The organism is Moheibacter sediminis (genome assembly GCF_900176425.1).
Lineage (GTDB): Bacteria > Bacteroidota > Bacteroidia > Flavobacteriales > Weeksellaceae > Moheibacter > Moheibacter sediminis.
Genome location: NZ_FWXS01000008.1, coordinates 35,387 through 61,978, shown reverse-complemented (window position 1 = coordinate 61,978; position 26,592 = coordinate 35,387). Strand labels below are relative to the sequence as shown.

The 26,592-nt window shown below is 37.2% G+C and carries 25 protein-coding genes; 12 read left to right on the top strand and 13 right to left on the bottom strand.

Annotated elements, in window-relative coordinates:
- Positions 1–44: 44 nt before the first annotated feature.
- Positions 45–1,460, bottom strand: coding sequence for an OmpP1/FadL family transporter (locus tag B8977_RS11830; RefSeq protein ID WP_084017935.1), 1,416 nt, complete (start codon positions 1,458–1,460; stop codon positions 45–47).
- A 34-nt stretch (positions 1,461–1,494) separates the two neighbouring features.
- Positions 1,495–2,685, bottom strand: coding sequence for a hypothetical protein (locus B8977_RS11825; RefSeq protein ID WP_084017934.1), 1,191 nt, complete (start codon positions 2,683–2,685; stop codon positions 1,495–1,497).
- Positions 2,686–2,824: 139 nt separating this feature from the next.
- On the opposite strand from B8977_RS11825, the gene proS reads away from it, so the two are divergent.
- The 4 genes from proS (at position 2,825) to B8977_RS11805 (ending at position 8,359) form a co-directional block, all read left to right on the top strand.
- Positions 2,825–4,306 (top strand): proline--tRNA ligase, encoded by a 1,482-nt coding sequence (gene proS / locus B8977_RS11820; protein WP_084018031.1) that lies wholly within the window; start codon positions 2,825–2,827, stop codon positions 4,304–4,306.
- Between the two features lie 93 nt (positions 4,307–4,399).
- A complete protein-coding gene (locus B8977_RS11815; RefSeq protein ID WP_084017933.1) occupies positions 4,400–4,771 on the top strand; it encodes a hypothetical protein in 372 nt (123 codons plus the stop codon).
- Between the two features lie 90 nt (positions 4,772–4,861).
- Positions 4,862–7,303: a TonB-dependent receptor domain-containing protein gene (locus B8977_RS11810; protein ID WP_084018030.1), complete on the top strand. Its 2,442-nt coding sequence runs from the start codon at positions 4,862–4,864 to the stop codon at positions 7,301–7,303.
- Positions 7,304–7,495: 192 nt separating this feature from the next.
- Positions 7,496–8,359 carry a carboxypeptidase-like regulatory domain-containing protein gene (locus B8977_RS11805; RefSeq protein ID WP_084017932.1) on the top strand — a complete coding sequence of 288 codons (864 nt, stop codon included), beginning with the start codon at positions 7,496–7,498 and terminating at the stop codon, positions 8,357–8,359.
- A gap of 76 nt (positions 8,360–8,435) precedes the next feature.
- Here B8977_RS11805 and B8977_RS11800 read toward each other — a convergent pair whose 3' ends face one another.
- The 3 genes from B8977_RS11800 to B8977_RS11790 are packed head-to-tail and all read right to left on the bottom strand — an operon-like array spanning position 8,436 to position 11,176.
- Positions 8,436–9,137 (bottom strand): TlpA family protein disulfide reductase, encoded by a 702-nt coding sequence (locus B8977_RS11800; protein WP_084017931.1) that lies wholly within the window; start codon positions 9,135–9,137, stop codon positions 8,436–8,438.
- Positions 9,138–9,193: 56 nt separating this feature from the next.
- Positions 9,194–9,778 (bottom strand): DUF6705 family protein, encoded by a 585-nt coding sequence (locus B8977_RS11795; protein ID WP_084017930.1) that lies wholly within the window; start codon positions 9,776–9,778, stop codon positions 9,194–9,196.
- A gap of 12 nt (positions 9,779–9,790) precedes the next feature.
- Complete coding sequence (locus B8977_RS11790) at positions 9,791–11,176, bottom strand: hypothetical protein (protein WP_084017929.1); 1,386 nt, start codon at positions 11,174–11,176, stop codon at positions 9,791–9,793.
- 120 nt (positions 11,177–11,296) lie between these two features.
- Between B8977_RS11790 and B8977_RS11785 the strand changes: the two genes are divergently transcribed.
- Complete coding sequence (locus B8977_RS11785) at positions 11,297–11,671, top strand: helix-turn-helix domain-containing protein (protein WP_084017928.1); 375 nt, start codon at positions 11,297–11,299, stop codon at positions 11,669–11,671.
- 119 nt (positions 11,672–11,790) lie between these two features.
- On the opposite strand, the gene sppA is transcribed toward B8977_RS11785, so the two are convergent.
- Positions 11,791–13,566, bottom strand: coding sequence for a signal peptide peptidase SppA (gene sppA / locus B8977_RS11780; RefSeq protein WP_084017927.1), 1,776 nt, complete (start codon positions 13,564–13,566; stop codon positions 11,791–11,793).
- Between the two features lie 35 nt (positions 13,567–13,601).
- On the opposite strand from sppA, the gene folK reads away from it, so the two are divergent.
- Positions 13,602–14,006 carry a 2-amino-4-hydroxy-6-hydroxymethyldihydropteridine diphosphokinase gene (folK, locus tag B8977_RS11775; RefSeq protein ID WP_084017926.1) on the top strand — a complete coding sequence of 135 codons (405 nt, stop codon included), beginning with the start codon at positions 13,602–13,604 and terminating at the stop codon, positions 14,004–14,006.
- A gap of 300 nt (positions 14,007–14,306) precedes the next feature.
- Positions 14,307–15,578, top strand: coding sequence for an OmpA family protein (locus tag B8977_RS11770; RefSeq protein WP_159447494.1), 1,272 nt, complete (start codon positions 14,307–14,309; stop codon positions 15,576–15,578).
- Between the two features lie 265 nt (positions 15,579–15,843).
- Here the strand turns inward: B8977_RS11770 and mscL are convergent, their stop codons facing one another.
- Genes mscL through yidD form a run of 4 tightly spaced genes read right to left on the bottom strand, consistent with a single transcriptional unit; the run spans position 15,844 to position 17,955 of the window.
- Entirely contained in the window at positions 15,844–16,233 is a 390-nt protein-coding gene (gene mscL / locus B8977_RS11765) for a large-conductance mechanosensitive channel protein MscL (RefSeq protein WP_084017925.1), read from the bottom strand.
- Positions 16,234–16,275: 42 nt separating this feature from the next.
- On the bottom strand, positions 16,276–16,794 hold the full coding sequence (locus tag B8977_RS11760; RefSeq protein ID WP_084017924.1) for a DUF192 domain-containing protein: 519 nt from the start codon (positions 16,792–16,794) through the stop codon (positions 16,276–16,278).
- 13 nt (positions 16,795–16,807) lie between these two features.
- Positions 16,808–17,713, bottom strand: a complete 906-nt coding sequence (gene lgt / locus B8977_RS11755) for a prolipoprotein diacylglyceryl transferase (RefSeq protein ID WP_084017923.1) — start codon at positions 17,711–17,713, stop codon at positions 16,808–16,810.
- Complete coding sequence (gene yidD / locus B8977_RS11750) at positions 17,710–17,955, bottom strand: membrane protein insertion efficiency factor YidD (RefSeq protein WP_084018028.1); 246 nt, start codon at positions 17,953–17,955, stop codon at positions 17,710–17,712. The genes lgt and yidD overlap by 4 nt, the downstream gene beginning before the upstream one ends.
- Positions 17,956–18,032: 77 nt before the next feature.
- Here yidD and B8977_RS11745 point away from each other — a divergent pair, with 77 nt between their 5' ends.
- The gene (locus B8977_RS11745; RefSeq protein ID WP_084017922.1) at positions 18,033–18,914 is read left to right on the top strand and encodes a bestrophin family protein; all 882 of its coding nucleotides are present in this window, start codon (positions 18,033–18,035) and stop codon (positions 18,912–18,914) included.
- Positions 18,915–18,936: 22 nt separating this feature from the next.
- Here the strand turns inward: B8977_RS11745 and B8977_RS11740 are convergent, their stop codons facing one another.
- The gene (locus tag B8977_RS11740; RefSeq protein ID WP_084017921.1) at positions 18,937–19,470 is read right to left on the bottom strand and encodes an RNA methyltransferase; all 534 of its coding nucleotides are present in this window, start codon (positions 19,468–19,470) and stop codon (positions 18,937–18,939) included.
- A gap of 143 nt (positions 19,471–19,613) precedes the next feature.
- On the opposite strand from B8977_RS11740, the gene mutS reads away from it, so the two are divergent.
- Entirely contained in the window at positions 19,614–22,163 is a 2,550-nt protein-coding gene (mutS, locus tag B8977_RS11735; RefSeq protein ID WP_084017920.1) for a DNA mismatch repair protein MutS, read from the top strand.
- Positions 22,164–22,212: 49 nt separating this feature from the next.
- Positions 22,213–23,016 carry a M48 family metallopeptidase gene (locus B8977_RS11730; protein WP_084017919.1) on the top strand — a complete coding sequence of 268 codons (804 nt, stop codon included), beginning with the start codon at positions 22,213–22,215 and terminating at the stop codon, positions 23,014–23,016.
- 66 nt (positions 23,017–23,082) lie between these two features.
- Here B8977_RS11730 and B8977_RS11725 read toward each other — a convergent pair whose 3' ends face one another.
- Complete coding sequence (locus B8977_RS11725; RefSeq protein ID WP_084017918.1) at positions 23,083–23,880, bottom strand: LuxR C-terminal-related transcriptional regulator; 798 nt, start codon at positions 23,878–23,880, stop codon at positions 23,083–23,085.
- A gap of 344 nt (positions 23,881–24,224) precedes the next feature.
- Between B8977_RS11725 and map the strand changes: the two genes are divergently transcribed.
- Together map and B8977_RS11715 are read left to right on the top strand one after the other, a co-directional pair.
- Entirely contained in the window at positions 24,225–24,989 is a 765-nt protein-coding gene (gene map / locus B8977_RS11720; protein ID WP_084017917.1) for a type I methionyl aminopeptidase, read from the top strand.
- Between the two features lie 60 nt (positions 24,990–25,049).
- Positions 25,050–26,039, top strand: a complete 990-nt coding sequence (locus B8977_RS11715; RefSeq protein WP_084017916.1) for an endo alpha-1,4 polygalactosaminidase — start codon at positions 25,050–25,052, stop codon at positions 26,037–26,039.
- Between the two features lie 62 nt (positions 26,040–26,101).
- Here B8977_RS11715 and B8977_RS11710 read toward each other — a convergent pair whose 3' ends face one another.
- Positions 26,102–26,572: a pyrophosphohydrolase domain-containing protein gene (locus tag B8977_RS11710; RefSeq protein WP_084017915.1), complete on the bottom strand. Its 471-nt coding sequence runs from the start codon at positions 26,570–26,572 to the stop codon at positions 26,102–26,104.
- Positions 26,573–26,592 lie beyond the last annotated feature (20 nt).

Genomic DNA, 26,592 nt, shown 5'->3' with positions numbered 1-26,592 from the left:
ATTTGATTCAAGTCACCTTTTCATTTGTATTAACCTAGTCCAATTTAAAACTGCCAACCTGCAGTCAGAAGAAACATTCCTCTGTTTTCTTTTACATCCGCAACGTAGTTATAGTCTGAGTTTAAAGGCAATGTTGCATAATAAGCATAATTGTCATTTATATCAAAATCTACATAATCTGCGTAGCCAAATACATATTTATATTTTTGGTTTTGCAACTGATAAGCTGCATCAAGATAAAATCCTCCAAAATCATATCCTGCACCAACGCTGAAACGGTTGATATCTCCGCGGAATACCTGAGAGAAATTTTCTGTAACCTGAGTTCCATTTCCTAAATCAGCTACCAAAGACAATTCATCATAAGGAGACTGAACAAAGTTGTAACCTGCTCTCAATCTGAATTTTTCGATTCTATATTCTCCACCAACTCTGAACTCACTGCTGTTTACCATGTAATCATCTAAGAAATTATTGATGTTTTGGAAATTTCCTGATGGTCTGAATTGGGTTGTACCATTCATATGATAAGTATAATCAAAATTTAATGCCAAAGATTTGGCCAAAACCAATCCCGCACTACCTACCAATCTTCCGTTAGAGGTTCTGTCGTATTGCGAATAATATCTGTCGTAATAATTTGTAGAATCTGAAATCGGTAAATCAGCCAAAAATTCTTCCTCAGCCTGACCATACCAGGTTGGACTATGATAAGCAAGACCCAATCTGAAATTATCGTTGATCTTACCAATTGCCCCTACGCTTACCGAAACTCCGGAGCCTCTTGTATAATATGGAGTTCCATTCAAATCATAACGGTAAACAGTTCCATTTGTGTCTTCATCAAAAACCACATAATTATTGAATTCAGTATCATGCAGATTTAAACCTAAACCTAAATAAAGTCTGTCGTTGTAGCTGGCACCGAAATCCAAAGTCATTTTGGTTTTATAACCCACAACCTGATCCTGGTAGCCTGCCATTGTATAATTTGTAATTAAATTCGGATCGTCAACATCAGGCAATGACATGGCAATATTATTATTCCTTGCCATTTGTATATGGTTGTCCAAAGATTCCTGCGAATATTTAAATCCAATAGAAAAACGATTCCACAAACCGGCATCATTATGAAAAACAAAAACACCACCCACATTTGTAAATAAGAAATCGTTGTCATCTGCTTTGGTAGTGTTTCCAAATTTGGCTTCATTTTTAAAAGAAGTCACTCCCAATGTCGCACTTACTTCACTTGTAATGGCAAGTGCTATACCGGCAGGGTTTTGTTCGATGGAAGAAATGTCTCCACCCAATGCACCCATGGCACCACCCATCCCTATGTATCTCGCACTTCCTGCATTGATGTCATTTGAGAAAGCTGAAATTGAATTTATGTCCTGCACAGTTTGTGCGTATCCAATTCCTCCTAACAATCCCAATCCTACTATTATCTTTTTCATTTAATTCTTTAAAAATTTTTTAATCTGAAATTAATTACCTTCTTCCACCGCCGCTTCTAACTCCGCCGCCACCACCGCTAGAACCTCTTGAAGGACTTCCACCACCGCTTCTGATTCCACCGCTATTTGATGAACCTCTGTTTGGTGAACTTTGAATTCCTTGGTTGCTTCTTACAGGCTGCTGATTATTTCTTTGTGGTGAAACTGATCTGTTTGGCTCGTTCGTTCTGATTTGATTATTATTAGTACGAACTGGATTGTTGTTTGTGCGAACCGGCGTATTGTTTTGTCTAATTTCATTTGGAACTGTAGCACGAACCGGTCTTACATTTCCTTCGCTTCTGGTTGGTCTTACTGGATTATCCCCAGATATTGTATTATTATTTCTTACAGGTTGTTCAGTTCTTACCGGGCGTACATTGGATTGGTTTGATCTAACTCCTGAACTATTGTCCATTCTTACATTTCCATTTCGGGTCGGTCTCACTCCTGAACTTCCTTGAGCGAAGCTGTTTCCTCTTCTTACATTTCCGCCTCTATCATTAAACGGAGAATATGCTAAGTTTGAACCGGGACGTATACCTGACTGAACTCTGTTTCTGTAATAATATCCGTTTCCATAATAGCCACCATAGTAACCTCCGTAAAAACCACCATAGTATGGGTAACCACCCCAACCCCAGTTGTTGTAGCCCCAGCCACCTCCCCAGTAAGGATTGTGCCAGCCCCATCTAGGATATCCCCAGTTCCAGCCCATGCCCCAAGAATTCCAGCCCATTCCCCAACCCCAGTTGTTGAATCCATAACCGTAGCCCCAGCCACCCATCCAAGGGTCATTCCAGCCCCAGTTGTTAACTGTGATATCTACACCGTCATAGCGTCCCCAGTCTGTAGTTCCGGAAGCAACATAAATATTATTTGATCCGGTATATACATTCACATCCTGTGTTTCTTGAGCAGTTCCTTCTTCGTAATAAAATTCTTCTGCCCCATTTCCATTGGCATCAAAATAAGCACCGCCAACTTTGATTTCGTAGTCTTGAGGAGTTTCATTTGAAACATACTGAACCTGTCCATCTTTGGAAGGACTGTAATAAATTCCATCCGTTTCTCCGCTTGAAGCAGCAGTTGACTGAGAAGTAGCACAAGAAGTTACTCCAAAAATTACGGCTAGAGCAGCTAAAGATTTGAAGATTTTTTGAGGGTATGTATAAACTTTGTTCATTTTTATATTTTTAGCAAGGTTGTAATCTTTATTTTTGCATCTGCAAGTTACAGATTTTTTACAGAATTCAGGCGCAATTTCTATGCCAATTCTGAATTATAGACGAAATCGTAAAATTAATAGACAAAGAGACATTTTTATGGCAAAACTTACATCAAGAAAAGAGGATTATTCCAAGTGGTACAACGAGTTAGTCATCCAAACCGGAATGGCAGAAAACTCAAAAGTCAGAGGCTGTATGGTTATCAAACCCTACGGATATGCCATTTGGGAAAAAATGCAGGCAGAATTAGACCGTATGTTCAAAGAAACAGGTCACCAAAATGCTTATTTCCCTCTTTTTGTGCCCAAAAGTTTGTTTGAAGCAGAAGAAAAAAATGCAGAAGGATTTGCTAAAGAATGTGCAGTAGTTACACATTATCGTTTAAAAAATGATGAAAATAATCCGGGAAAATTAATCGTGGATCCAAATGCAAAATTAGAAGAAGAACTTATTGTAAGGCCTACTTCTGAAGCAATTATTTGGAGCACGTACAAAGGTTGGATTCAGTCTTACCGTGATTTACCGATTTTGATCAACCAATGGGCAAACGTTGTTCGTTGGGAAATGAGAACGCGTTTATTTTTGAGAACTGCCGAATTCTTATGGCAAGAAGGACATACCGCGCACGCAACCAAAGAAGAGGCAATCGTGGAAACCAAACAAATGTTGGATGTGTATGCTGATTTTGTAGAAGGTTTCATGGGAATTCCGGTTGTGAAAGGAGTTAAATCTGCAAACGAAAGATTTGCTGGAGCGGAAGATACTTATTGCATCGAAGCATTGATGCAGGATGGAAAAGCATTACAAGCAGGAACATCACACTTTTTAGGACAAAATTTTGCCAAAGCATTCGATGTAAAATTCGCAACAAAAGAGGGAACTTTAGATTATGTTTGGGCAACTTCATGGGGCGTTTCTACGAGATTGATTGGGGCTTTGATCATGACACATTCGGATGATAACGGATTGGTTTTACCTCCAAAACTGGCTCCGATTCAAGTGGTAATTGTTCCGATTTACAGAGACGACGAACAGAAAAATAAAATTTCTGAAGTAGCTGATAAGTTGGTCAAAGAATTAAAATCAAAAGGAATTTCTGTCAAATTTGATGATGACGATACAGTAAAACCAGGATGGAAATTTAATGAATACGAACTGAAAGGAGTTCCATTGAGAATTGCCATCGGACCAAGAGATTTGGAAAATGGACAAGTGGAAATGGCGCGTCGTGATACTTTGGAAAAATCATTTGAGAAATTAGATGGTTTAGCGGATACGATTGAATTAAAATTAGAAGAAATCCAGACAAGTATATTCGACAGAGCGCATAAATTCAGAGAAGAAAACATAACTGAAGTTACATCTTACGAAGAATTCAAAGAAGTTTTAGAAAACAAAGGCGGGTTCATTTCAGCTTATTGGGACGGAACTCCTGAAACGGAAGAAAAAATCAAGAACGAAACCAAAGCAACCATCCGTTGTATTCCTTTAGAAAATATTGAAGGAACGGAAACCGGAACAGATTTTTATTCGGAAAAACCTGCAAAGTTCAAAGTATTGTACGCGAAAGCTTATTAAGTTTAACAAAAAATTATTATTTTCGTCTTTGGATTTGGCTTAATATTGGTGAGTCAGAGATGTGAACAATTTTTAACTAAAAAAAACATTACAATGAAAAAATTATTCTTATTAGTTGCTGTATTTGCTTTCGTAGGCATCAGCAGCGCTCAGGAAAAATCAAAAACGAAAGAATCTTCTGCTGTAAAAGTTGATAAAAAGAACAACTTAGATGAGTGGAGCAAAGAGTTAAATCTTACAGAAGCTCAGAAAGTTCAGGTACAGAAAATCAACGATGATTACAAAACCAAAAAACAAGCCATAAGAGCAAATGGAACAGCTACAGATTTCAAAAAACTGAATGACGAAAAACAAGCTGCCATTGATGCGGTTCTTACACCGGAACAAAGAGCAAAACAAGATAAGCTCCATCAGCAAAAAGTAGATGAAAAAAACAAAAAAGCTGACTTGAAAGCTTCAAAATAATAATCATCTGATTATAAACACACTAATCAAATGCCTTATACACATAAGGCATTTTTCTTGAAAAAAAACACCAATAGTACAAAAATCAAAATGTTTACAAAATCCATTTACACGTTCATCATTTCCTTCTTAGCCATTCAATCGATTGCACAAAATGTAAACCTTACAGGAAAAGTAACCGATAATGCCAACGCTCCGTTGGAATACGTTACCGTTTCTATACAAGAACCCGGAACCTACGCAGAATTATTCGCAGGCATCACCGACAGCACAGGCGTATTTTCTATAGAAGTTACTCCCGGAGATTACATTCTTTATTTAGAATCTTTCGGTGGCAGCAAATACGAGCAGCCCATTTCAATTACCCAGACCATGAGTGTCGGGAACATCAAATTAGGTGAAAATTCAGTCGTTGCTTTGGAAGGTGCCAATATCGTCGGAACCAATCAAACTTATAAAATGGAACTCGACAAAAAGGTATATGATCTCTCACAAGACGCATTGGCAAAAGGAGCTTCCATGTCAGACGCATTACAAAACGTACCTTCTGTACAAGTCGACGGCGAAGGAAATGTAAGTCTTCGTGGAAATGAAAACGTAAGGATTTTGATTGACGGAAAACCATCGAGCATGGTTGGGATTTCAGATCCTGCAACCGCATTACAAAATTTACCTGCTGATGCTGTGCAGCGAATCGAAATTGTAACCAATCCATCTGCAAGATACGAAGCAGAAGGAACTGCAGGTATCATCAACATCATCCTCAAAAAAGGAAAATTGCAGGGAATGAATGGTTCCGTAAGCGTTTTCGGAGGAATTCCTGAAACCGCTGGAGCATCCGCAACCATCAATTACCGCACAGGCAAGTGGAATTTATTTACCACTTTAGGGTACAGATACCAGGAAAGAGAAGGAGAAAATAAATCCAACACAACCCGTTTCGACTCCAATGGTACGGCGCGTTATGAAAACATGATTGGAGAATCAAACCGTATAAACAACGGCTATAACATCAATTTAGGAACTGAATATTACCTCGACGACAGAAACACTTTTACAGTTTCAGGTAACTACAGAGATGGTAAAAACGAAAATATTTCAAGCATTGCTTACAATATGTTTGACTCAAACTTCTCACCAACAGGGAATTCCATTCGTACAGAAAACGAAGAGGAAGATGACTACAGCGGAGAAATTAATTTCAATTTCAAGCATGAATTCAACGAACCCGGACACGAATTCACGGTAGATGCAAGGGCTTCATACAGCAAAGAAACAGAAGATGCATTTTTGAGAGAGATCGGCGATGCCGTTAATTCTACAGAAAGATCATTCAGCTATGAGCGTCAGCGCAGAGTATTGATTTCAGCAGATTATATTTATCCATTCGGAGAAAAAGGAAGATTTGAATTGGGTGCAAGAGGAGAAATGGAAGGTACATTGACCAATTTCAGCGTGGACAGTTTAGGCACAGAGGGCTGGATATCAAAACCTGATTTCTCAAACAATACCGACTATTTACAAAACGTATATGCAGCTTATGCACAGTACGGAAACGCTTTTGGTAAATTCTCATTCTTTGCAGGATTGAGAATGGAAAACTCAGACATCACCGTCAATTCCATTTTAAACCAAAGCAAAACCAAGAAAAACTACGTAGATTTCTTCCCGAGTTTATTCCTGAACTACCAATTCGAAAGCGAAGACCAGCTACAGTTAAGTTACAGCCGCCGCATAAGGAGACCGCGCGGATGGGATCTGATTCCGTTTACGTCTTATTCCAACAACAGGATTATCTTCATGGGTAACCCTGATTTAGATCCGCAATACACAGATTCGTATGAACTTTCTTACATCACCAAAATCGGAAAGCTGATGTTGACACCCAATGTTTATTACTCCAATACTACCGACAACATTCAGCGTTACCAGTCCACATTAGACGATATGTCATTAGTTACACGGCCAGTCAACGTAGGTACGGAACAGCGTTACGGGGGAGATTTGACCTTCACTTACCGTCCTTGGAAATGGTGGAACATCATGGGGAATGTAAACGTATTTGGTTACAAAACCGATGGTGAGATTACCGATACACGCACCAATCCCGACACAGGCGAAACCATCACAAGAATCACAAGCTTCGATGGAGAAGGAACCAGCTGGTTCGGACGCTTGAGCAGTACATTTACATTGCCGGCAAGCTTCTCTGCACAGATTGCAGGAAATTACAGAGGAGGACAAAAAACTGCACAGATGGACAGAAAAGCCAACTACAGTGTTGACTTATCACTCAGCAAAGACCTCTTCAATGACCGTGCAACCATCACATTTAATGTACGTGACGTATTCGACACCAGAGGATTTGAGGTAGATTCATGGGGAGAGGATTTCGTTGTCAGCAGTGAAAACCGTTGGGGCGTGCGTACATTCAACCTCAACTTCACTTACCGTTTTAACCAGTCTAAAAGAGACCAGAGAAGACAAGACAGACAAGGCGGTATGGAAGATGAAATGGGTGGCGAAATGTAATTCTTTAGACTTTATAAATTTCATATAATAAACCTCTCCGGCAGATTGTCGGGGAGGTTTTTATTTCTATTAATTTATATTTATTGGTTGAATTATCTGAATTCAGATATACCTCTCTTATAATTAAAAGTCAATTTTTCATATTCCCTGAAACCTTTTCAGGCTTTTAGTCGTCTTATAAAAAAACCAAAAATGCATAAATATTTATATCTGACAATTTCATTAGTTGCAGTTCTCACTTATTCACAAACAACCATCAACGGAATAATCAAAAATCAGGATAATGAACCTCTGGCATATTGTTCTGTCGGAATAAAAGACTCCGATTTGGGAACAATTTCAGATGAAAACGGAATTTACAAAATTATAATCCCTGACAGCATTCACACTCAAATCGTTTTCAGCGCTACCGGCTATTTTGATCAGATTCAAAACAAAAATGATTTGGCAGCCAACGGCAATGTTACTCTGGAATACAATTCTATAGTTTTGGAAACTGCAGTGCTAAGCAATAACAAGATGAAAGACAAAATAATAGGTCAGAAATCTAAGCCGATGCTTACCTTCTCTAAAATGTTTGACGAAAATTTACCTACCGTAGAACAGGGAAATATTTTCAACATTTACCGGAAAACCAAATTGAAAGATTACAATTTCCATATCATTCCAAGTTCGAAATACGAGGAAATCACTTTGAAAATTAATATTTATGATGTAAAAGATAATCTTCCCGGAAAATTAATTCTTGACGAAAACATCATTTATAAAACAACTACTACAGGCTGGCAGAAAATAGACCTGTCACAATATGGGCTTGTATTCAATGATTTAAATCAAATTGCAGTCACATTACAACTTGTAGATTACAAATCATTGGAAAACCATGATTTTGTATTTGGTGTCTCTGCAAAAAATTCACTCTCAAAAAATCTTTTGTTTCGTCGCCAGAGTCAGAGTGAATGGGAGAAAAACGGCGGCATATTTATAGCTAGTTTAGAAATTGCATACCTCAAACAAAAAGGTGAGAAAGATGTGGTTCAGGATGAGCCTGAATAATTCACAGATAAATAATTTACATATTACAAACCCTCCGAGGCAGATTGTCGGGGAGGGTTTTTTGTTTATGAATTACTTACTTCAACCATCCTAATAGATTTTTCAAGTTTTGCATCTGAAAGAACAAATTTCCGCCGTAGATATTTACAATTTCACCCTCTTTATTCAATAAAAAGGTTATCGGATAAGATTCAACTTTTAACTTATTGATTGGTTTTTGGGAGTCAGGAATATGATAGAAGTTAAAAAAAGGTTTTTTCTCTAAAAATTTGTTCACTTTTTTCCTGCTTTCAAAAGTAATGGCTATAAAATTTACAGAATCGTCATACTCTTTTTTCAATTTATATAAATCAGGTATTTCTTCTATGCAAGGCGGACAATTTGTAAACCAGAAATTTACAACCGTCGGTTTTCCTTTTAAAAAATCAGTATCGTAATAGTTATCATTTTCGTCCCGGAATAACTCTATAGGAAAATGGCTCCCGATTAATTTCCTTTGCTCAGCATAAGGATCATAAAACTTTTGATTTTTACCAATTGCAAAAGTTATTTTTTCAAATTTAATTGTCTTAATGATTGTATCGTTCCCATGGTCAGATTTTATGAGGATTTCCTGATACTTACCTACAAGATCTTTTCTCTCATTCATTTCTTTTTTGATCTGGAGGTAATTTTCCTCTGTCATCTTTATACTATCTGTTGTGATATAATAAGTAACCTGCGCATTTAAGATACTACGGAAAATAAAAAAGAATAGCAGTAAAATTGATTTTTTCATTATTAATTAAACTAAAACAGCATCCTTTCAGATGCTGTTATATACATATATTTTATTTACAAACCTCCAAACCCCTGCTTGGTAAGCACCATATTCCAGGGCAAGGTCATATTGTCATAAAAATGGTCGTCATTGGACTGAGGGCAGTCATATTCGGGGTCTATGCTCAGCAAAGTCGGCATCATGTCCCAATGGAGCTTACCGTTCTCTATCCATATCTTAGCTTCTCCCCATATCTCACATTTCAGGTCATCTACAAAAGTAACCAAGTACTTATCTCCCTGAAATATTCCTCCGGAAATCATACTTGTGCCTACAATATTATAAGCTTCATTCAGGTTATCAAAAATAACCATATTATTTACCTCTACTTTATATTTTGCCTCCAGAATATCTTTATAATAGCTGGGATAGCTCATATCAAGATGTAATTTTACTCTTTGAAATTTCAAAGTTACCTTAGTATTTCCGTTTTGGTATACCCAGGTTCCGGTAAAGGGCAAGAGCTCATTCTGGCTGTCTTTTAGATAACAGCCGTTTGTAATGTAATCTCCGTGTGAACGCAGGGGAAGCACAGGGCTTTGAGCATTGGCTATCATACCGGATAAGGATATCATTAATATAATAAATACATTTTTCATAATTCTATTTTTTTAGTTGCAATTGGTTGGTTGGACTTGTCCGCTGGCATTGAGCTGAAGCTTATCCCATCCGGTCAGGTTATCATTGGCTCTGTAAACCCCGATGCCTGTATCAAATTTAATGGTATTCAGAAACTTAAGCAATGCTTTTTCATTATTTGGACGGTCGTTTTCACTTAAAGGACGGTTCTTTACTTTATCGTAATAATTATTTTCGAACCTCTGTACAAAATCTTTCATCAGCTCCCTGCTGAAGCTTCCGTAGCCCGATATGAAATCATCTATATTATCTATTGTGATGGCATATACACCATGGTTACCGACTACGATACTATAAGTATTATTGGTCGGCAATCCCGATTGATAACGGTATTTTACCATTCTCAAAAATTCTATTATGTCTTCCATGGAAGGAATGCCTGCCGTTGATTCGTTGTTAGGATGCGTGTGCATGTAGCCAAATATGTGAGGCCCGGAAATATCTAACTTTACTGCTTTCCTTCCGTCTGGTATCGTTGTTGCTTTTGCAGGATTATACTGGTTGGTTGCACCGCTGCTTACATTTGGGTCTTCACTCGGATTTTGGTTTATGTAGCCCCATTCATCGGGAGAGTTAAATACTTTAGGCTTTAGTTCCTGCAGCCTTGTCTTGAAATTTTGACCATTTTGCAAAGGCTCTGTGAGCTTATTCTTGAGAAACTGGCAGGAATTATGTGCACCATTGTTATTACCCCCGCCGCCTCCTTCAGATGGGTCATAGCCTCCCGGATTTGGGTCTGTAGGATTACCATCGCCTGGGTCTGAGCCACCACCACCACAAGAAATCTGTACATAAATTGTCTGACCATTTCCATCGGTACATGGACAAGAACCTCCATAGCAGGCAATCTGGATTTCCAGCATACAACCGGCTCCTCCCGTTCCTCTTGCTTCTCCATTGATATCCGTTACAGTCAGATCCCCTTCATACGGCAGTCTTTCTCCTCTATTATAGGCTGTCTGCCAATCTGCTGTGGGATTGTAATGCAGTATGGATTCTGTAATTTTACCTTCTTCCAATCTTATAACTAGATTTGAATAGGCATAAAGTTCATCATCCAGCGTATTGACATGCAAAGTAAATGTTGTGATATCCCCACTCACGATCTGGACTATACTGGTAGTATCCACTGCTGTGACAAAAGCATCATTTCCTCTGCTGTAAGCAGGCTCAAAATAAGCGGGTAGTGAGGAATCAGTGTGATACAAAAGGTAGCTTTTCATTTTTTGAAAGCTAACTTTATTCTTTTTCATTGAATGTTCTGCATGTTCATGACCTCTTGTTTCCAGATCATCTTCCTTACAGGAAAACATCACAAACAGCCAGCTGAACAGCAATAGCGGCAGCACTTTTTTCATAGGCGTTGATTTTTAGGTTAAATAAAATTAATTAAATTTTTGATTTTTACAAATTTTTAAGAATTTTCTAGGTTTACCAATCGGAAAATTGATAATTTTAACCGGAAAACCGATAAAATTATGGGAGTAGGAATCAAAATCAAACGTTTACGCGAAGAGAGAAAAATCTCACAACCTGAGCTGGCAGAGCTTTTGAACATTTCACAAAGTACACTCAGCAATATAGAAAGTGAGGCTTCCAAAAAGATCGATTTTCTGCTCATGGACAAAGTCTGTAAAATATTTGACAAGGATTTTGAATATTTTGTTGATGAGAAAACGATAAATAATGTAGATAAAAATGAAGGAGGCGTCGTTGGAATTAATCATGGAACAATAAATAATTTTCCAGAAAATATCATCGAACAAATCAAGAGCCTAATAGAATCCAGTAAAGCCAAAGATTCCCAAATAGAAGAACTGACCAAACGTATTTCAGAGCTGGAGAAAAAGTAATTTTTTCTCCCCATTCATTATATTAAAATAAAAAATCCCCGCCACAAACACATGACAGGGATTTCACTATATATTTTACCGGAAATCTTCAAAAGAATATCCCGTACTCTGTATTAATTTTATCTGATCTTCACATTGAAAGGCATGCGTACCTGTATTCCCTGATGCTCACGGATGGCTTTGAGCTCTGTATAAAGATTGTAATAATCTTCACCCAGTTCTTCCTTTACAAATGCTTCCGATTTCACACCCTGAAACTGCGCCATAAATTCCTCAATACCTCCCTTACGGAACGGATAATCAACGATCGAATATTTATCCAGCTTTGCTTTTTTCGCCGCAGCATCTATTGCATCATTCAATCCCCCGAAAGCATCTATCAGTCCTATTTTCTTAGCCTGTACACCCGACCAGACACGGCCTCCGCCTATCGTATCCACCTGCTCGTAAGTCATCTTACGTGCTTTCATCACATGATTCACAAAGATAGAATAAACACTCTCTGTCATATTGGTCATCGCTTTCAGGCCGCTTGGCGTAAGCGGTTTAAACGGAGTTTTCAAAAAGTCAGAATTTGCATTGGTATTCACATAATCTGTCGTGACACCCAGATTATTTGCCAGTTTCTTAAAATTGGGCATCATCCCAAATACACCTATAGAACCTGTAATCGTTGACGGATGCGCAAAAATAGAATCCGCTTCCATCGCCATATAATATCCACCTGACGCAGCCACATCACCAAAAGAAACAATGATTGGTTTCTTCTTTCTCAATTCTCTCAATTCAAACAAGATCTCTTCAGACGCATCAGCGCTTCCCCCCGGAGAATTAATTCTCAAAACAACTGCCTTTACATTGTCATCTTCTTTCAGATCACGTATGGTCTGCTTGTAAGTCTCAGACTGAATCCCGCTAAAACCTTCGCCAGGCAAGATGGTTCCCGACGCATATAGTATAGCAACCTGGTCTTTCCCACTCTCTGGCTTCAGATTCTCAGCATACTTCTCTATAGTAATAGTGTACTCATCCAGTTTCTCATGCAAACTCTCATCTTCTTTGATCTTAAGTTCTAATTTATTTGCCAGCGCCTGCTCATATTCAGGTTCAAGCGCAATTTTATCAACCAGTTTATACTGAACTGCTTTTTCAGGATTGAAACTGTACAAACTATCTACAGCAGTATTCCATTCTTCCGAAGTCAATTTTCTAGAAGCCATCACTTTGTCTGACATATTTTTCCAGATATCATTTAAAATTAATGACAATTGCTCACGGTTTTCCTCTGACATATCTTCTCTCAGATAAGGTTCTACAGCAGATTTATACTGACCATGACGTATAACCTGAAAGTCAATTCCAAATTTATCTCCTAGATTTTTAAAGAACATCACCTCTGCACTCATACCCTGCACCAACACCATTCCCATAGGATTCTGAAAAACCGAATCTGCTACCGAATTCAAAATATAACCTCCCTGAGAAGAATTGTGTGAATAAGCATATATGAATTTACCGCTTTCTTTGAAATCTTCCAATGCAGTTCTTACATCAGCAAGCTGAGTCGCGCCACCGTTAAAGGTACCTATACGCAGACTGATTCCTTTTATTTTATCGTCTTCTTTCGCTTCTTCAATCGAACGAAGAATGTCTCTCAGGTAAGTACTTGTGCCGGGAGGAGGACCAAACAAAGTAGCCTCATCGTCCATACTGCTTTCTTTGATAGGAGAATTAAGCGTGATTTCAAGTACAGAACCGTCTTTAGGTCCTTTCCCTTTAAAAAATGAAGGTAGAGACGAAACTAAAACAATACCACCGATTACGAGAGCAATCACAGCAAATGTCACGAAATTTCCTACTACAACTGCAGATACATTTCCGAAGAATTTTTTCATTAGTTTAATTTATATAATTTATTACTTTGCAACATATGTCGCACAATCAAGTCATTTTGTTACTCGGAACAAATTTAGGAGATAAAAATTTAAACCTGCAAACTGCGCAGGAGCTTATCGGCAGCAAGATAGGTGAAATCACAAGAATGTCAGAAATTATCGAAACAGAACCTGTGGGTTTTGATTCTGAAAATAATTTTCTCAATCAGACACTATGGATTTCAACTGAATTCTCCCCTATGAAATTACTCACTGAGATTAAACTCATAGAAAATGATATGGGAAGGATTTATACAAGAAACAGAGCCGAAGGAAAATATGAAGACAGGATTATTGACATCGACATACTCATTTTTAACAGTATAAATTTTGAATCTAAGACCTTAAAATTACCTCATAATCAAATATTTTCAAGAAATTTTGTGAAAAAGCTCCTATGATATTTATTAAATAGATAATTTTTCTAAATTTGCAGTTCAAACTTTTAGAAATAATTGTTTGAAAAACAACAACCACCAAAAAACAAATCTATGAAGAAAGAACTACGATTGATTAGTGTTCTGTCCTTACTTATCTTTTCAGGAAACTTATTTTCCCAAAGCACTGAGTTGACAGAGACTAATTTTGAGTCTAGCGCTCAAAATTCGAACAAAAAAAAATTCACCCAAGCAGACAAAAAATTCAACGACTGGTCTATAGCAGTTTATGGAGGAACTAGTCTCTTGCAGGGAGCAGATCTAATGAGTTGGGGTGCAGTAGGATTTTACCCAGGCTATGATGTACAATTACAGCTTACCAAGCAGATGACCCATGCCGTAGGCATAGGAGTTATGTACCAAATGGGACAAACACGTCAGGCAAACGAGGGAACTAGTCATTATGACAGTTACATTCCTTGGGAAGCAAAAACCAAATATCAGGCAATCACGCTTATAGGGGACTTGAATTTAAGTTCCTTATTAAGAAGAACAGACAATCACTCACCATATAGGTGGTCACAACATTTATATGGAGGAGTTGGTATTTTGGCCTATGAAGCAAGTAGAATTGCACCTGGTGCTCCAGAAGGTCATAAATATCATGACTGGTTAGTAGTTGACAAACAAGATCTATCATCTTTTTCTGTATTTTGGCAGATTGGAACGGGTTTAATGTATAAAATCAACAATAGATTTGACATGGAACTTAGAGCTATGTATGTACTTACAGGTGATGAAGAGTTTGACGGATCAGGAAGACCAGATCCAGGCATAGAAACATTGGCTGATTTTGAAGAAGGCCGTGATGATAATATGATAACATTTTCATTAGGTATTCATTACAAATTAGGAAAACACAAAGAACACTTGAGATGGCATGATCCATTAAAAGACCTTGTTACAACAGGGGGTGGTGAATACAAGCCTTGTGTTGACAGTGACAATGATGGTGTCTGTGACGAGCAAGACAAATGTCCGGATACGCCAGAGGGAATCAAAGTTGACGGTGCTGGCTGTCCACTAGATGCAGATGGTGACGGAACTCCGGATTCTAACGATGAATGTCCTACCATCCCGGGTCCTCCGACAAATAACGGTTGTCCACTTCCGGTTGTAGAAGTTAGTATCGAAAACATCATTGACAACTTAAATCAATTGCTTGAAGGAATTGAATTTGACTATGACAAAGATGTAATCAGAACTGTATCATACTCTAAATTGAATGCTGCATTTGACGTATTGGAAGCTCACCCTAACTACAGATTCTACGTAGAAGGTCATACTGACGCTGCTGGTAGTGCACAATACAACCAGAATTTATCTGAAAGAAGAGCTGCTTCAGTAGTACGTTATTTAGTTAACAAAGGAGTCCCTGCAAACCAATTATACCCTGTAGGAAAAGGAGAGTCTGACTTGAAGCACCCAGAGTGTGACCCAATAAGCAACTGTCCACCTTGGAAAAACTTAGAAAACCGTAGAGTTATCTTCAAAGAATATGGCGCTAAGATTGATAACTTAGAAATCAAAAACTAATAAAATAAATTAATCATATAAGCGGCATCTTAATCGGTGCCGCTTTTTTTGTTCTATATCTTAATCTCATTTTCAATAAAATCACTCAATATGAGAGTTGCGAAAAGAACGAAATTAATTGACATAGCAAACGGGTAGAAATATGATTACATTGACTATTGATTAAGTTTTTATTTCTCTCAGACTTAAATAATTTGCTTTTCCAATTTCAAAAACAAAAAAAGCCCATCCAAAGATGAGCTTTTTACTTTTATAGAATCCTTAATTAATTCTTCTCTTTCAGTAAATCTCTGATTTCTGTTAAAAGAACTTCTTCTTTTGTCGGAGCAGGAGGTGCAGCTGGTTCTGCGGCTTTTTTCTTTTGAAGCTGATTAATTCCTTTAATAATCAAAAACAAAGCAAAAGCAATGATCATGAAAGAAATTACATTCGAAATAAAATTACCGTATTTAATTGCCGTTCCAGGAATCACCAATTGACTTAAATTGTCAAGATTGGCAGCATTGAGTGCTGGAGTCAAAATCGCAGGTGTGATGACATCATCCACCAACGAAGTAACGATCTTACCAAATGCACCACCAATAACCACACCCACTGCCAGGTCGATTACATTTCCGCGCATTGCAAACTCTTTGAATTCTTTCAACATTCCCATATTTATGAATTTTTAGTTAAGGTTTAAATTTATGAATTATTTTTAATTCACTGTATTCCAGCGGATTTTTGTTTCTCCTTCTTTGATTCCCCAAACATCAGCCAAACCACCATTGATTTCAACTACAAATTTCGAATCAGAAGCTGCTCCGGCAACCGTTCCGCCTCCTTGTTCAGAGTCCGCGCCGGGTTGTGCGTTCCTTGCAATATTTATCAAAACGGAATCTTTTGAGAAATACATAATGTCCAAAGGAATTCTTGTATTTTTCATGTAAAAAGTATGCGGTCTGATTTCATCATCTCCGAAAATGAAGATCATTCCATTGTTTTCTTCCATTTTTGAGCGATCCATCAAACCACGCGCACGCTCGTTGTTTGTTTCTGCAATTTCGATGTCTATTTTTTTGAAAGCTTCGCCCTTTGCGTTGATGAATTCCAATTCGCCTTCTTTCTTGAATGGGATCTCTACAACCTCATTAGCCCCATCAGAAACTGCAGCATCTTTTTTCTCGCAAGAAATTACCAATGAGATGATGCCTAACGCAAAAAATATCTTTTTCATTTATGTTAAATTTTTAATCTTTATAAATTCTGTTTTTGGAAGTAATCATGATAATTAATCCCAATAAAATAAAAGGAATGCTCAGGATCTGTCCGTTATTCAATCCAATATCAATCGTTTTAGCAACAAATTCACCCGAAGATTTATTCTGGCTTTCTTTGAAAAATTCTACAAAAAATCTAACCGACCAAAGTAAAACGAAGAACAATCCGAAGATAAATCCAAGCTGAAATTTTTTGTTTGTCCTTTTATAAAAATGCCAAATAATAAAGAAAATAATTACATATCCAATTGCTTCATATAATTGAGATGGATGGCGACCTACGATTTCCCCATATTCTGCACTTTGATTTTTAAATTCAACAGCCCAGGGTAAATTGGTAGGAGTCCCCACAATTTCGCCATTGATAAAATTCCCCACACGAATAGCAGCACCACCCAACGGAACTGTAAGCGCAACCCTGTCAAGCAACCACAACAAATTCTTTTTCAAATATTTTCGGTTGAACAAATAAGCGGTAATCAAAAACCCACAGGCCGCACCATGACTAGCCAACCCTCTGAAACCGGAAAATTCATAGCCTTGCAACAATCCAAACATCGTCGATGCTTCCGGATTTTTCTGAACCGGTAAGAAAACTTCAATCAAAACTTGTCCGATGGGCTGTCCCCAGTATGAGTCTATATTGTAAAATAATTCTCCTAACCTTGCTCCAATAACTACTCCCAAGAAAGCATAAAGAAACAAAGGATCAAGGATTTTGATATCCACTTTGTCTGTTTCAAATATATGTTTCATCACATACCAACCCATGACAAATGCCAAAATCCACATCAAACTGTAATAATGGATTTTGATGAATCCAATGTCAAATAAAACCGGGTTGATATCCCAGACAATTGCTAAAAAATTACTCATATTTTTTCTTTTTTCGGTACCGGATCATAGCCGCTTCCGCCCCACGGATGGCATCTGAAAATCCTTTTCGTCCCCAAATATAAACCTTTTATCAATCCGTGCGTTTTCAAAGCTTCAATCATATAATGCGAACAAGTCGGGCTGAACCTGCAATTGCTTCCCATCCACGGAGATATCGCAAGTTGGTAAAACCTTACCAAGCCGATAAAAGGATAAATTAAAATTTTCTGAATTAAATTCATTTCTACGCAAAAGTAAGAAATATCAGTTTCGGATGGATTTAACTTCCGCAACTTTGAAGAAGAATTTATATTTGCACATGCAAATTTACAATCCAAAAGAATGGTTTCACTCGGTTTTGTTCGTTCACAAATCCGATACTTTACGCAAACTCTATCCATATCTTATTTTGACTGCGGCATTTTCTGCAGGAGTCGCCTATCTTGAATTGGAATACCTGAAAATGGCTCAAAAAAGCTGGGTAGGAAACATTACCGTAGTGCACAGTTTGCTCGGTTTTGCATTGTCATTATTGCTTGTTTTCAGGACAAATACTGCTTATGACCGTTGGTGGGAAGCACGAAAGCAATGGGGAAGTCTGACTAATATCAGCCGCACATTTGCCATCAAGATGAATGCTATGCTCGATGAAAATGATAAAAATAACCGTCATTTTTTCAGAAAAATAGTCCCGATGTTTGCCAGTTCTTTGTTTACTTATCTGCGTTCAGATTATACAACTTTTATGCTGGACGATTCTGAAGAATTGGAGCACAAATTTGAATCGCAAAAACATGGTCCGAATCAAATCGCTGCTTTGATGTACAAAAAAATAAATAATCTATATCAGGAAGGAAAAATTTCAGGTGATCAATTGATTACACTAAATAACGAAATTCAGGATTTTACCAATATTTGCGGTGCTTGTGAAAGAATTAAAAACACACCCATCCCGCAATCTTACACTTCCTTTTTGAAAAAATTCATCGTGATTTACGTTGCTACTTTACCAGTCGGATATGTATTTTCCATCGGTTATTTTGTGATCTTGGCGGTTCCCTTTATTTTTTATGTTTTGGCTTCGCTTGAATTAATCGCCGAATCCATTGAAGATCCATTTGGAACGGATTCAGATGATTTACCAATTGAGAAAATTTCAGAAAACATTAAAAAACATGTGCAGGAGATTTTGCATGCATGATATTAGGCGGGATGATGGATGTTTATTTTTTTTCTAATTTAACAAAAAACTCCCACAAAACAATTCCTGCACAAACACTTACGTTAAGCGAATGTTTCGTTCCGCCCTGCGGAATTTCCAAACAGAAATCGCTTTGGTTAATTACCGATTGCTGTACGCCATCGACTTCATTTCCAAAAATGACCGCATATTTTTCATTTGGGTTTAATTTAAAATCAGAGAGATTTGTGCTTCCTTCAGTTTGTTCAATCGATAAAATTTTAAATCCATACGATTTCAATTGAGGAATTAATTCATTAATTTCTTGTACATATTCCCAATCTACACTCTCTGTCGCTCCCAGAGCTGTTTTGCGAATTTCTTTGTTAGGCGGTGTTGCCGTAATTCCGCACAAATAAATTTTTTCGATGAGAAAAGCATCACTCGTTCTGAAGACTGAACCGATGTTATGCATACTTCTGATGTTATCCAAAATAACCACAACCGGGATTTTTTCCACACTCTTGAAATCATCCACCGAAATCCGTCCTAATTCTTCTAACTTTAGTTTTCTCATTTTGCAAAATTCGTTAATTAATCGCATTTCACAATCAATCTTCTTTTTATAATTTTATAAACACTCAAAGGTTAAACGCTATAATTTGGTTAAATTAGCAACCTCAAAATCAAAAAAAATTGGCAAAGCAAGAAACCCCACTAATGAAGCAATACAATGGTATCAAAGCAAAATATCCAGACGCTTTGCTCCTATTTCGTGTGGGTGATTTCTACGAAACTTTTGGTGAAGATGCCATTCGTGCATCGCGGATTCTTGATATAGTTTTGACTAAAAGAAACAACGGTTCAGAACAAAAGGAACTCGCGGGATTTCCGCATCATTCCTTAGATACTTATTTGCCGAAATTGGTTCGTGCCGGATTGCGCGTCGCTATTTGCGACCAATTGGAAGACCCGAAAATGACCAAAACCATCGTCAAACGTGGCGTTACGGAATTAGTTACGCCCGGAGTTGCACTAAATGATGAAGTTCTTTCTGCCAAAACCAATAATTTTTTGATGGCTATCCATACAGAAAATGAACTGTATGGAATTGCGCTTTTAGACATTTCAACCGGAGAATTTTTGGTTTCTGAAGGAAATTTGGAACATCTGAAAAAACTGATGCAAAGTTTTCGTCCGAGCGAAGTGATTTACCAAAAAAGAAAAAAAATCGATGTTTCTGACATCAAAAGTTCGTTTCAGATTGAAGATTGGGCATTTCAGTATGATTATGCTTTGGACAAATTGACACAACATTTCAAAGTAAAATCCTTGAAAGGATTCGGAATTGAAAATCAGTTATTGGGAACAATTGCTGCAGGTGCAGTTTTTTCTTATTTAGATGAAACGCATCATTTTGAAATTCAGCATATCACACAAATCCAACGATTGGATGCCAACAGTTTTGTGTGGATGGATCCGTTTACGATTCGAAATTTGGAATTGATCCATTCACCACATCTCAACGCCACGACGTTGCTTCATATTTTAGACAAAACATGCACGCCGATGGGCGGGCGTTTGCTCAACCGATGGATGGTAATGGTTTTGAAAGATTTAGAAAAAATTAAATTGAGGCAAACCATCGTTGAATTTTTCCTGAAAAATGATGAAAAAAGAAATTTCGTCAGAGAAAACTTGGGCAAATTATCTGATTTGGAACGGATGGCAGCCAAGATTTCTACTGGGAAAATAACACCAAGACAATTACTTTTGGTGGGTCAAAGTTTAGAATTTATCCAAGAAATTAAATCCAAATTAAATAAAGACAAAAAAATCAGTTTTCTAATTGATGCTTTGAAGGATTGGGAAGATGTTTACAGAAATTTATTTCAAACGCTTTCTGCCGAGCCTCCACACCAGCTGGTCAAAGGAAATGTAATCGCAGAAGGAGTTTCAGAGGAATTAGACAAACTCAGAAATTTACAAACCAAAGGGAAAGATTACCTCGAAGATTTACGCATTCGTGAAACAAATCGAACGGGAATTCCAAGTATAAAAGTTTCATTTAACAACGTTTTTGGGTATTACATAGAAATCCGAAATACGCATAAAGACAAAATTCCGGAGGACTGGATCCGCAAGCAAACTTTGGTAAATGCAGAGCGATACATCACCGAAGAATTGAAAGAATACGAAACACAAATTCTCGGTGCAGAAGAGAAAATCCTGAGTTTGGAAACACAATTATTTCAGAATTTATTGGCAGAAATGCTGGAACATTTAGATGAATTGCAGAAATCTGCACAGGTCATCGCGCAGTTGGATGTACTTTCTTCTTTTGCTGAATTGGCGGAACAAAATCATTACATAAAACCCGAAATCAATGAAAGTTCAGATTTGATCATCGAAGACGGTCGTCATCCGGTCATCGAAAAACAATTGAAAATCGGTGATACTTATATTGCAAATTCTGTTTCATTACTTCCAAATGAACAGCAAATCATCATGATTACCGGACCGAATATGTCAGGTAAATCCGCTTTATTGCGACAAACTGCTTTGATTGTTTTGATGGCGCAAATGGGAAGTTTCGTTCCGGCAAAAAATGCAAAAATCGGGTTAGTTGATAAAATTTTTACACGTGTCGGTGCCTCGGATAACATTTCTTCGGGCGAATCAACTTTCATGGTGGAAATGAATGAAACAGCGAGCATCCTCAATAATTTATCAGATAAAAGTTTAATTCTTTTGGATGAAATCGGGCGTGGAACCAGTACCTATGATGGGATTTCGATTGCGTGGGCGATTTCAGAATTCATCCATGAACATAAATTTAAACCGAAAACATTATTCGCCACGCATTACCATGAATTGAATGAAATGACGAAATCATTTCCACGAATTAAAAATTTCAATGTGAGCGTCAAAGAAATGCAAAATACGATTTTGTTTTTGCGCAAATTGGTTCCGGGCGGAAGCGAACACAGCTTTGGAATCCACGTTGCAAAACTGGCTGGAATGCCCGAAAAGGTTTTGAAAAGAGCAAATGAAGTTTTGGGAACATTGGAAAATTCTCATTCGAATGAAAAAATTTCAGACAAGACAAAAAAAATTACGGAAGAAAATATGCAATTGAGTTTTTTTCAATTAGATGACCCGATTCTGGAAACGATTCGCGAAGAACTTTTAGGAATTGACATTAATACACTTACACCTGTTGAAGCATTGATGAAACTAAACGAAATCAAACGTAAATTAGGCCGTTAGTTTTGGAACAATAATTGTAATTTTGACACTATAATAAAAACCTAATAAGATGAAAAAAATTGCAATTTTACCTTTAATGATTCTTCTGATCTGGAGTTGCGCGACCAATCCTTTGACAGGAAGACAATCACTTTCTTTGGTATCAAACGCACAACTTTTCCCACAAGCATTTGCTCAATATGATCAGGTTTTAGGAGAAAGTAAAATAGATAAAACTTCTGCCGATGCAAAAATGATCAACAATGTAGGGCAAAGAATCAAATACGCAGCAGAAAAATTTTATAAAGAACAAGGACTTTCACAATCGTTACAAGGCTACGAGTGGGAATTTACTTTAATCCAAAACAATCAATTGAATGCCTGGTGTATGCCAGGGGGAAAAGTTGCTTTCTATTCAGGAATTCTACCTGTTTGTAAAAATGAGACGGGGGTTGCTGTGGTAATGGGGCATGAAGTTTCGCATGCATTGGCAGGTCACAGTGCAGAGCAAATGAGCCAAGCGGTAGTTGCTCAATACGGCGGCCAAATTGCCAGCGGTGCGATTTCAAATGATCAATGGGCAAATATTTTCAATCAGTATTACCCAGCCGTTGCACAAGTTGGTTTGTTACGCTATGGAAGAAAAATGGAATTGGATGCTGATGAAGCAGGGCTTTATTTGATGGCTATGGCTGGATACAATCCGCAGGAAGCTACGGCTTTTTGGGAAAGAATGCAACAAGCATCGGGAAGTTCAGGAACTCCTGAATTTTTGAGCACGCACCCAAATCCGGGAAATAGAATTGCACAGATTCAGGCTATCATGCCAAAAGCCTTGGCATATTACAACGCGAGCCCATACAAAGGAAAATAATCAAAAAATATAATATTAGTTTGAAAGATTCTCTCAAAAGGGGAATCTTTTTTATTTTGATAAAATTTAAACAATTGCATTTTCAAATGCCTGCCTTACAAGATCAGAAGTATTTCTTGCATTTAATTTTTGAAGTAAATTTTTACGATGTGTACGCGTGGTATGCTCAGAAATATTGAGAATGTTTGAAATTTCTTTTCCTGTGAAGCCTTTTGCGAGAAAAGTAAGTATCTCAAGTTCTCTTTTGGTTAATTTTTTATGAATACCTGAGGTAATAGTTTTATTGGCTTGGTAATTCATCTGATGAAAATCGTTCCTCTCTCCTATTCCGGAAATCAAAACGGTGTACGAATTTTCCTGCGTAATATGCTGAATATTTGTGTGAATGTTAATTGCCTGCAACAATCTGTCATTTTCATCTTTGAGAGTGTGCAATGCCTGATGGTAAAAAAGTTCATAATTTCCTTTTCCGGTTTTCATGCGGAAACAATAAGAACTTTTCAAATTTAACTGATGCTCGAAACCAATTTCCATCATTTTTTCAATTGCCATTCTTTCTGCTTCGATTACAAATGGAATATCGTCAGGATGAATCAAATCAATTATATCTTTCAAATGCCTAGGATACTCTTCCAATCCATGCATTTTCAAAATGTTTTCATGGTGGTGGGAAAGCGAACTATCACCGATGCTGAGCACGTAGAAATAAAATTCTCCTGCCGCAAATATTTCTGCGATGTAACGTTGAATAGAAGGTGACTTAATCGACTTATTTTCATAGTTCATCACATTCGGATAATTGCTCCAAACTTTATTCAAAACATGTTCCTTACTTTCAGAAATAAAATTGTCTTCGTTTTCCATTCTTGATAATCCCACAAAACTAACAAAAAAATCCCCCTTTTGAGGTATTTTTTGATGTTATCAATTTACTGAGATTTGCAAAAAAATTAATGTCATGAAAACTCAACTACCTTTTGTTTGAGGCAAAAACATAAGATTTTTTACATTAATTATGATTTGAAATATTTTTAACCCACTATTATACTTGAATCTAAGAAAACCTTGTCGGAAACCCTAACCCGTACAAGGTTTTTTACTTTAAGAATAAACAACTATACAAATGCTAAATTAAAAATCCAATTTCTACAAACTAAACGTTTTGGCTATTTTTAATTAATTTAGCAATAACTTAAAATCATAAAATAGTGTCAATTACAAATGAATCTGAATTAACTGGAATGCAAGAAGCCTGCAGAGCTGTTGCTTACACTCTGAAGCAGATGATGAATTATGCCCAGCCAGGGATGGATACAAAAGAGCTGGATGAATACGGCGCAAAAATTCTGGAAGAATTCGGAGCGAAATCCGCGCCTCATCTCACTTATGGATTTCCGGGATGGACTTGTATCAGTGTGGAGAATGAATTTTGCCACGGAATTCCTTCTAATAAAAGAATTTTTAAAGAAGGTGACCTCATCAACATCGATGTTTCTGCTGAATTGAATGGTTTTTGGGCTGATAATGGTGCTTCGTTTGTGCTTGGAAATGACATCCATCAACATCAGAAACTGGTAGATGCATCCAAAGAAATTTTAAAGAAAACGCTGAACAACATAAAAGGTGGCGTAAAAATTTCAGACATTGGTCACATCATGGAAACCGAAGCCAAAAAGAAAGGTTTCAAAGTCATCAAAAATCTGGGTGGACATGGCATCGGCAGAAGCCTACATGAACAACCGGATGAATTAATGAATTATAAAAATAGAAATGACCAAAGGCGTTTTAGAAAAAATTCGGTTGTAGCGATTGAAACTTTCATTTCGACTTCTTCCACTTATGCGGTAGAACTCAATGACGGCTGGACTATGGTAGGTGATAAAGGCGGATACATGGCACAACATGAGCATACAATTGTCGTTACGGATGGAAAACCAATCATATTGACTGAAATGAATGAAATTTTGAATTAAAATTCTTTTTTCACGTTATATATCTGAATCATTTCCATCTCGAGATTAATTTTAAGATATATGAAAACAAATATCGCAATCCTATTCGTCGTCTTTTCATTCATTTTTTCCTGCCAAAAAGATGATGACAATAGTTCCGGAAGTGAAAATGAAACAGAATACAAACAAGAAATGCGTGAGTTTGTAATTGGCATCAGCCAATATGCAAAATCCATCAATCCCAACTTCAGCATCATTCCTCAAAATGGAATTGAGCTCGTTTCTGGCAATGGTGATATTTCGGGACAGCCGCATCAGTCTTATCTGAATGCGATTGACGCCAACGGTCAGGAGGATTTGTTTTTCGGATATGATGAGGATGATGTCGCGACACATACCCGGGATAATAATTATTTGCGTGAATTATTGGATGTCTCGAAAAATGCGGGAAAGGTGATTTTGGTTACAGATTATTGTTCTACGCAATCAAAAGTTGAAAGTTCATATAATCAAAACTTAAATGCTGGTTTTATTTCATTTGCTGCGAATGAAAGAGAATTAAATGTTATTCCAACGTTCCCAAATCCAATTCATCAGGAAAATGCAAATGTTGTTACGCAGATTTCTCAGGTAAAGAATTTTCTTTATCTGATTAATACTTCTAATTTCAATACAAAAAATGAATTCATCAATGCAGTAGTCTCTACAAATTACGACCTTTTGATTATGGACTTATATTTCAAAGATGGAACATCTTTTACACAAAATGAGATTAATTACCTAAAAAGTAAGTCCAACGGCGGAAAAAGATTGGTTATTTCTTATATGTCCATCGGTGAAGCTGAAAATTACAGGTACTATTGGCTAAGCAGTTGGAACAATAATCCACCCGAATGGTTAGACGCAGAAAATCCAGATTGGGCAGGCAATTTCAAGGTTAAGTATTGGAATACTGATTGGCAAAGCATCATTTACGGAAATGAAAATTCTTACCTGAAAAAAATTATTGACGCAAATTTTGATGGTGTATATTTAGATATCATTGATGCTTTTGAGTATTATGAGAATTAAAATCTATAAATTCACTCAACAACAAACCCTTACCTCCACATAAATAAGGGTTTGTTGTTATTTTATCTATCCAAAATAGTTTTCAAATCTGCAGGCGAATAATTGATGGATTTCAAAGTTTTGTGATCTCCTTTTCTGAATACCAAAAACAATCCGTCCACTTCTTTATAATAACTTTCTGTTCCGTCCTTTTGAAGATAATGTTGCATCGTTGCCTCTGCTTCTTCGACCGTTTTACAGGCTTTGCTCATGTTGGAACGCTGAACTTCGTCAAATAAATCGGAGAATTTATCTTTCAATCCAAATTCCAGAATCGCGCCGGAAAGTACATATTGGATGTCGCAAAGAGCATCTGCAATTTCTACGATGTTGTTGTCAGCGATGGCTTCTTCGAGTTCTTTTAATTCTTCTTCGATGAGGGAAACGCGTAGGTTGCAACGGGCTTCAGAAGGAATTTGAGGTGTATCTAATATAGGGTGCTGAAATGTTTTGTGAAATTCGGCTACGGAAGTTAAACTTTTTGGGTCTTGCATCTTGTTATTTGAATTTAGTT

Excerpts from the sequence above, each read along its gene's own strand:
- B8977_RS11740 (WP_084017921.1), bottom strand. The coding sequence starts at position 19,470 with ATGAGAAAACTAAAGTTAGAAGAATTAGGACGGATTTCGGTGGATGAT.
- mutS (WP_084017920.1), top strand. The coding sequence starts at position 19,614 with ATGAAGCAATACAATGGTATCAAAGCAAAATATCCAGACGCTTTGCTC.
- B8977_RS11795 (WP_084017930.1), bottom strand. The coding sequence starts at position 9,778 with ATGAAAAATGTATTTATTATATTAATGATATCCTTATCCGGTATGATA.
- B8977_RS11715 (WP_084017916.1), top strand. The coding sequence starts at position 25,050 with ATGAAAACAAATATCGCAATCCTATTCGTCGTCTTTTCATTCATTTTT.
- B8977_RS11830 (WP_084017935.1), bottom strand. The coding sequence starts at position 1,460 with ATGAAAAAGATAATAGTAGGATTGGGATTGTTAGGAGGAATTGGATAC.
- B8977_RS11770 (WP_159447494.1), top strand. The coding sequence starts at position 14,307 with ATGAGTTGGGGTGCAGTAGGATTTTACCCAGGCTATGATGTACAATTA.
- B8977_RS11800 (WP_084017931.1), bottom strand. The coding sequence starts at position 9,137 with ATGAAAAAATCAATTTTACTGCTATTCTTTTTTATTTTCCGTAGTATC.
- B8977_RS11760 (WP_084017924.1), bottom strand. The coding sequence starts at position 16,794 with ATGAAAAAGATATTTTTTGCGTTAGGCATCATCTCATTGGTAATTTCT.
- B8977_RS11745 (WP_084017922.1), top strand. The coding sequence starts at position 18,033 with ATGCAAATTTACAATCCAAAAGAATGGTTTCACTCGGTTTTGTTCGTT.
- B8977_RS11810 (WP_084018030.1), top strand. The coding sequence starts at position 4,862 with ATGTTTACAAAATCCATTTACACGTTCATCATTTCCTTCTTAGCCATT.
- folK (WP_084017926.1), top strand. The coding sequence starts at position 13,602 with ATGTCGCACAATCAAGTCATTTTGTTACTCGGAACAAATTTAGGAGAT.
- yidD (WP_084018028.1), bottom strand. The coding sequence starts at position 17,955 with ATGAATTTAATTCAGAAAATTTTAATTTATCCTTTTATCGGCTTGGTA.
- proS (WP_084018031.1), top strand. The coding sequence starts at position 2,825 with ATGGCAAAACTTACATCAAGAAAAGAGGATTATTCCAAGTGGTACAAC.
- sppA (WP_084017927.1), bottom strand. The coding sequence starts at position 13,566 with ATGAAAAAATTCTTCGGAAATGTATCTGCAGTTGTAGTAGGAAATTTC.
- B8977_RS11730 (WP_084017919.1), top strand. The coding sequence starts at position 22,213 with ATGAAAAAAATTGCAATTTTACCTTTAATGATTCTTCTGATCTGGAGT.
- lgt (WP_084017923.1), bottom strand. The coding sequence starts at position 17,713 with ATGAGTAATTTTTTAGCAATTGTCTGGGATATCAACCCGGTTTTATTT.
- mscL (WP_084017925.1), bottom strand. The coding sequence starts at position 16,233 with ATGGGAATGTTGAAAGAATTCAAAGAGTTTGCAATGCGCGGAAATGTA.
- B8977_RS11790 (WP_084017929.1), bottom strand. The coding sequence starts at position 11,176 with ATGAAAAAAGTGCTGCCGCTATTGCTGTTCAGCTGGCTGTTTGTGATG.
- B8977_RS11825 (WP_084017934.1), bottom strand. The coding sequence starts at position 2,685 with ATGAACAAAGTTTATACATACCCTCAAAAAATCTTCAAATCTTTAGCT.
- B8977_RS11805 (WP_084017932.1), top strand. The coding sequence starts at position 7,496 with ATGCATAAATATTTATATCTGACAATTTCATTAGTTGCAGTTCTCACT.
- B8977_RS11725 (WP_084017918.1), bottom strand. The coding sequence starts at position 23,880 with ATGGAAAACGAAGACAATTTTATTTCTGAAAGTAAGGAACATGTTTTG.
- B8977_RS11815 (WP_084017933.1), top strand. The coding sequence starts at position 4,400 with ATGAAAAAATTATTCTTATTAGTTGCTGTATTTGCTTTCGTAGGCATC.
- B8977_RS11785 (WP_084017928.1), top strand. The coding sequence starts at position 11,297 with ATGGGAGTAGGAATCAAAATCAAACGTTTACGCGAAGAGAGAAAAATC.
- B8977_RS11710 (WP_084017915.1), bottom strand. The coding sequence starts at position 26,572 with ATGCAAGACCCAAAAAGTTTAACTTCCGTAGCCGAATTTCACAAAACA.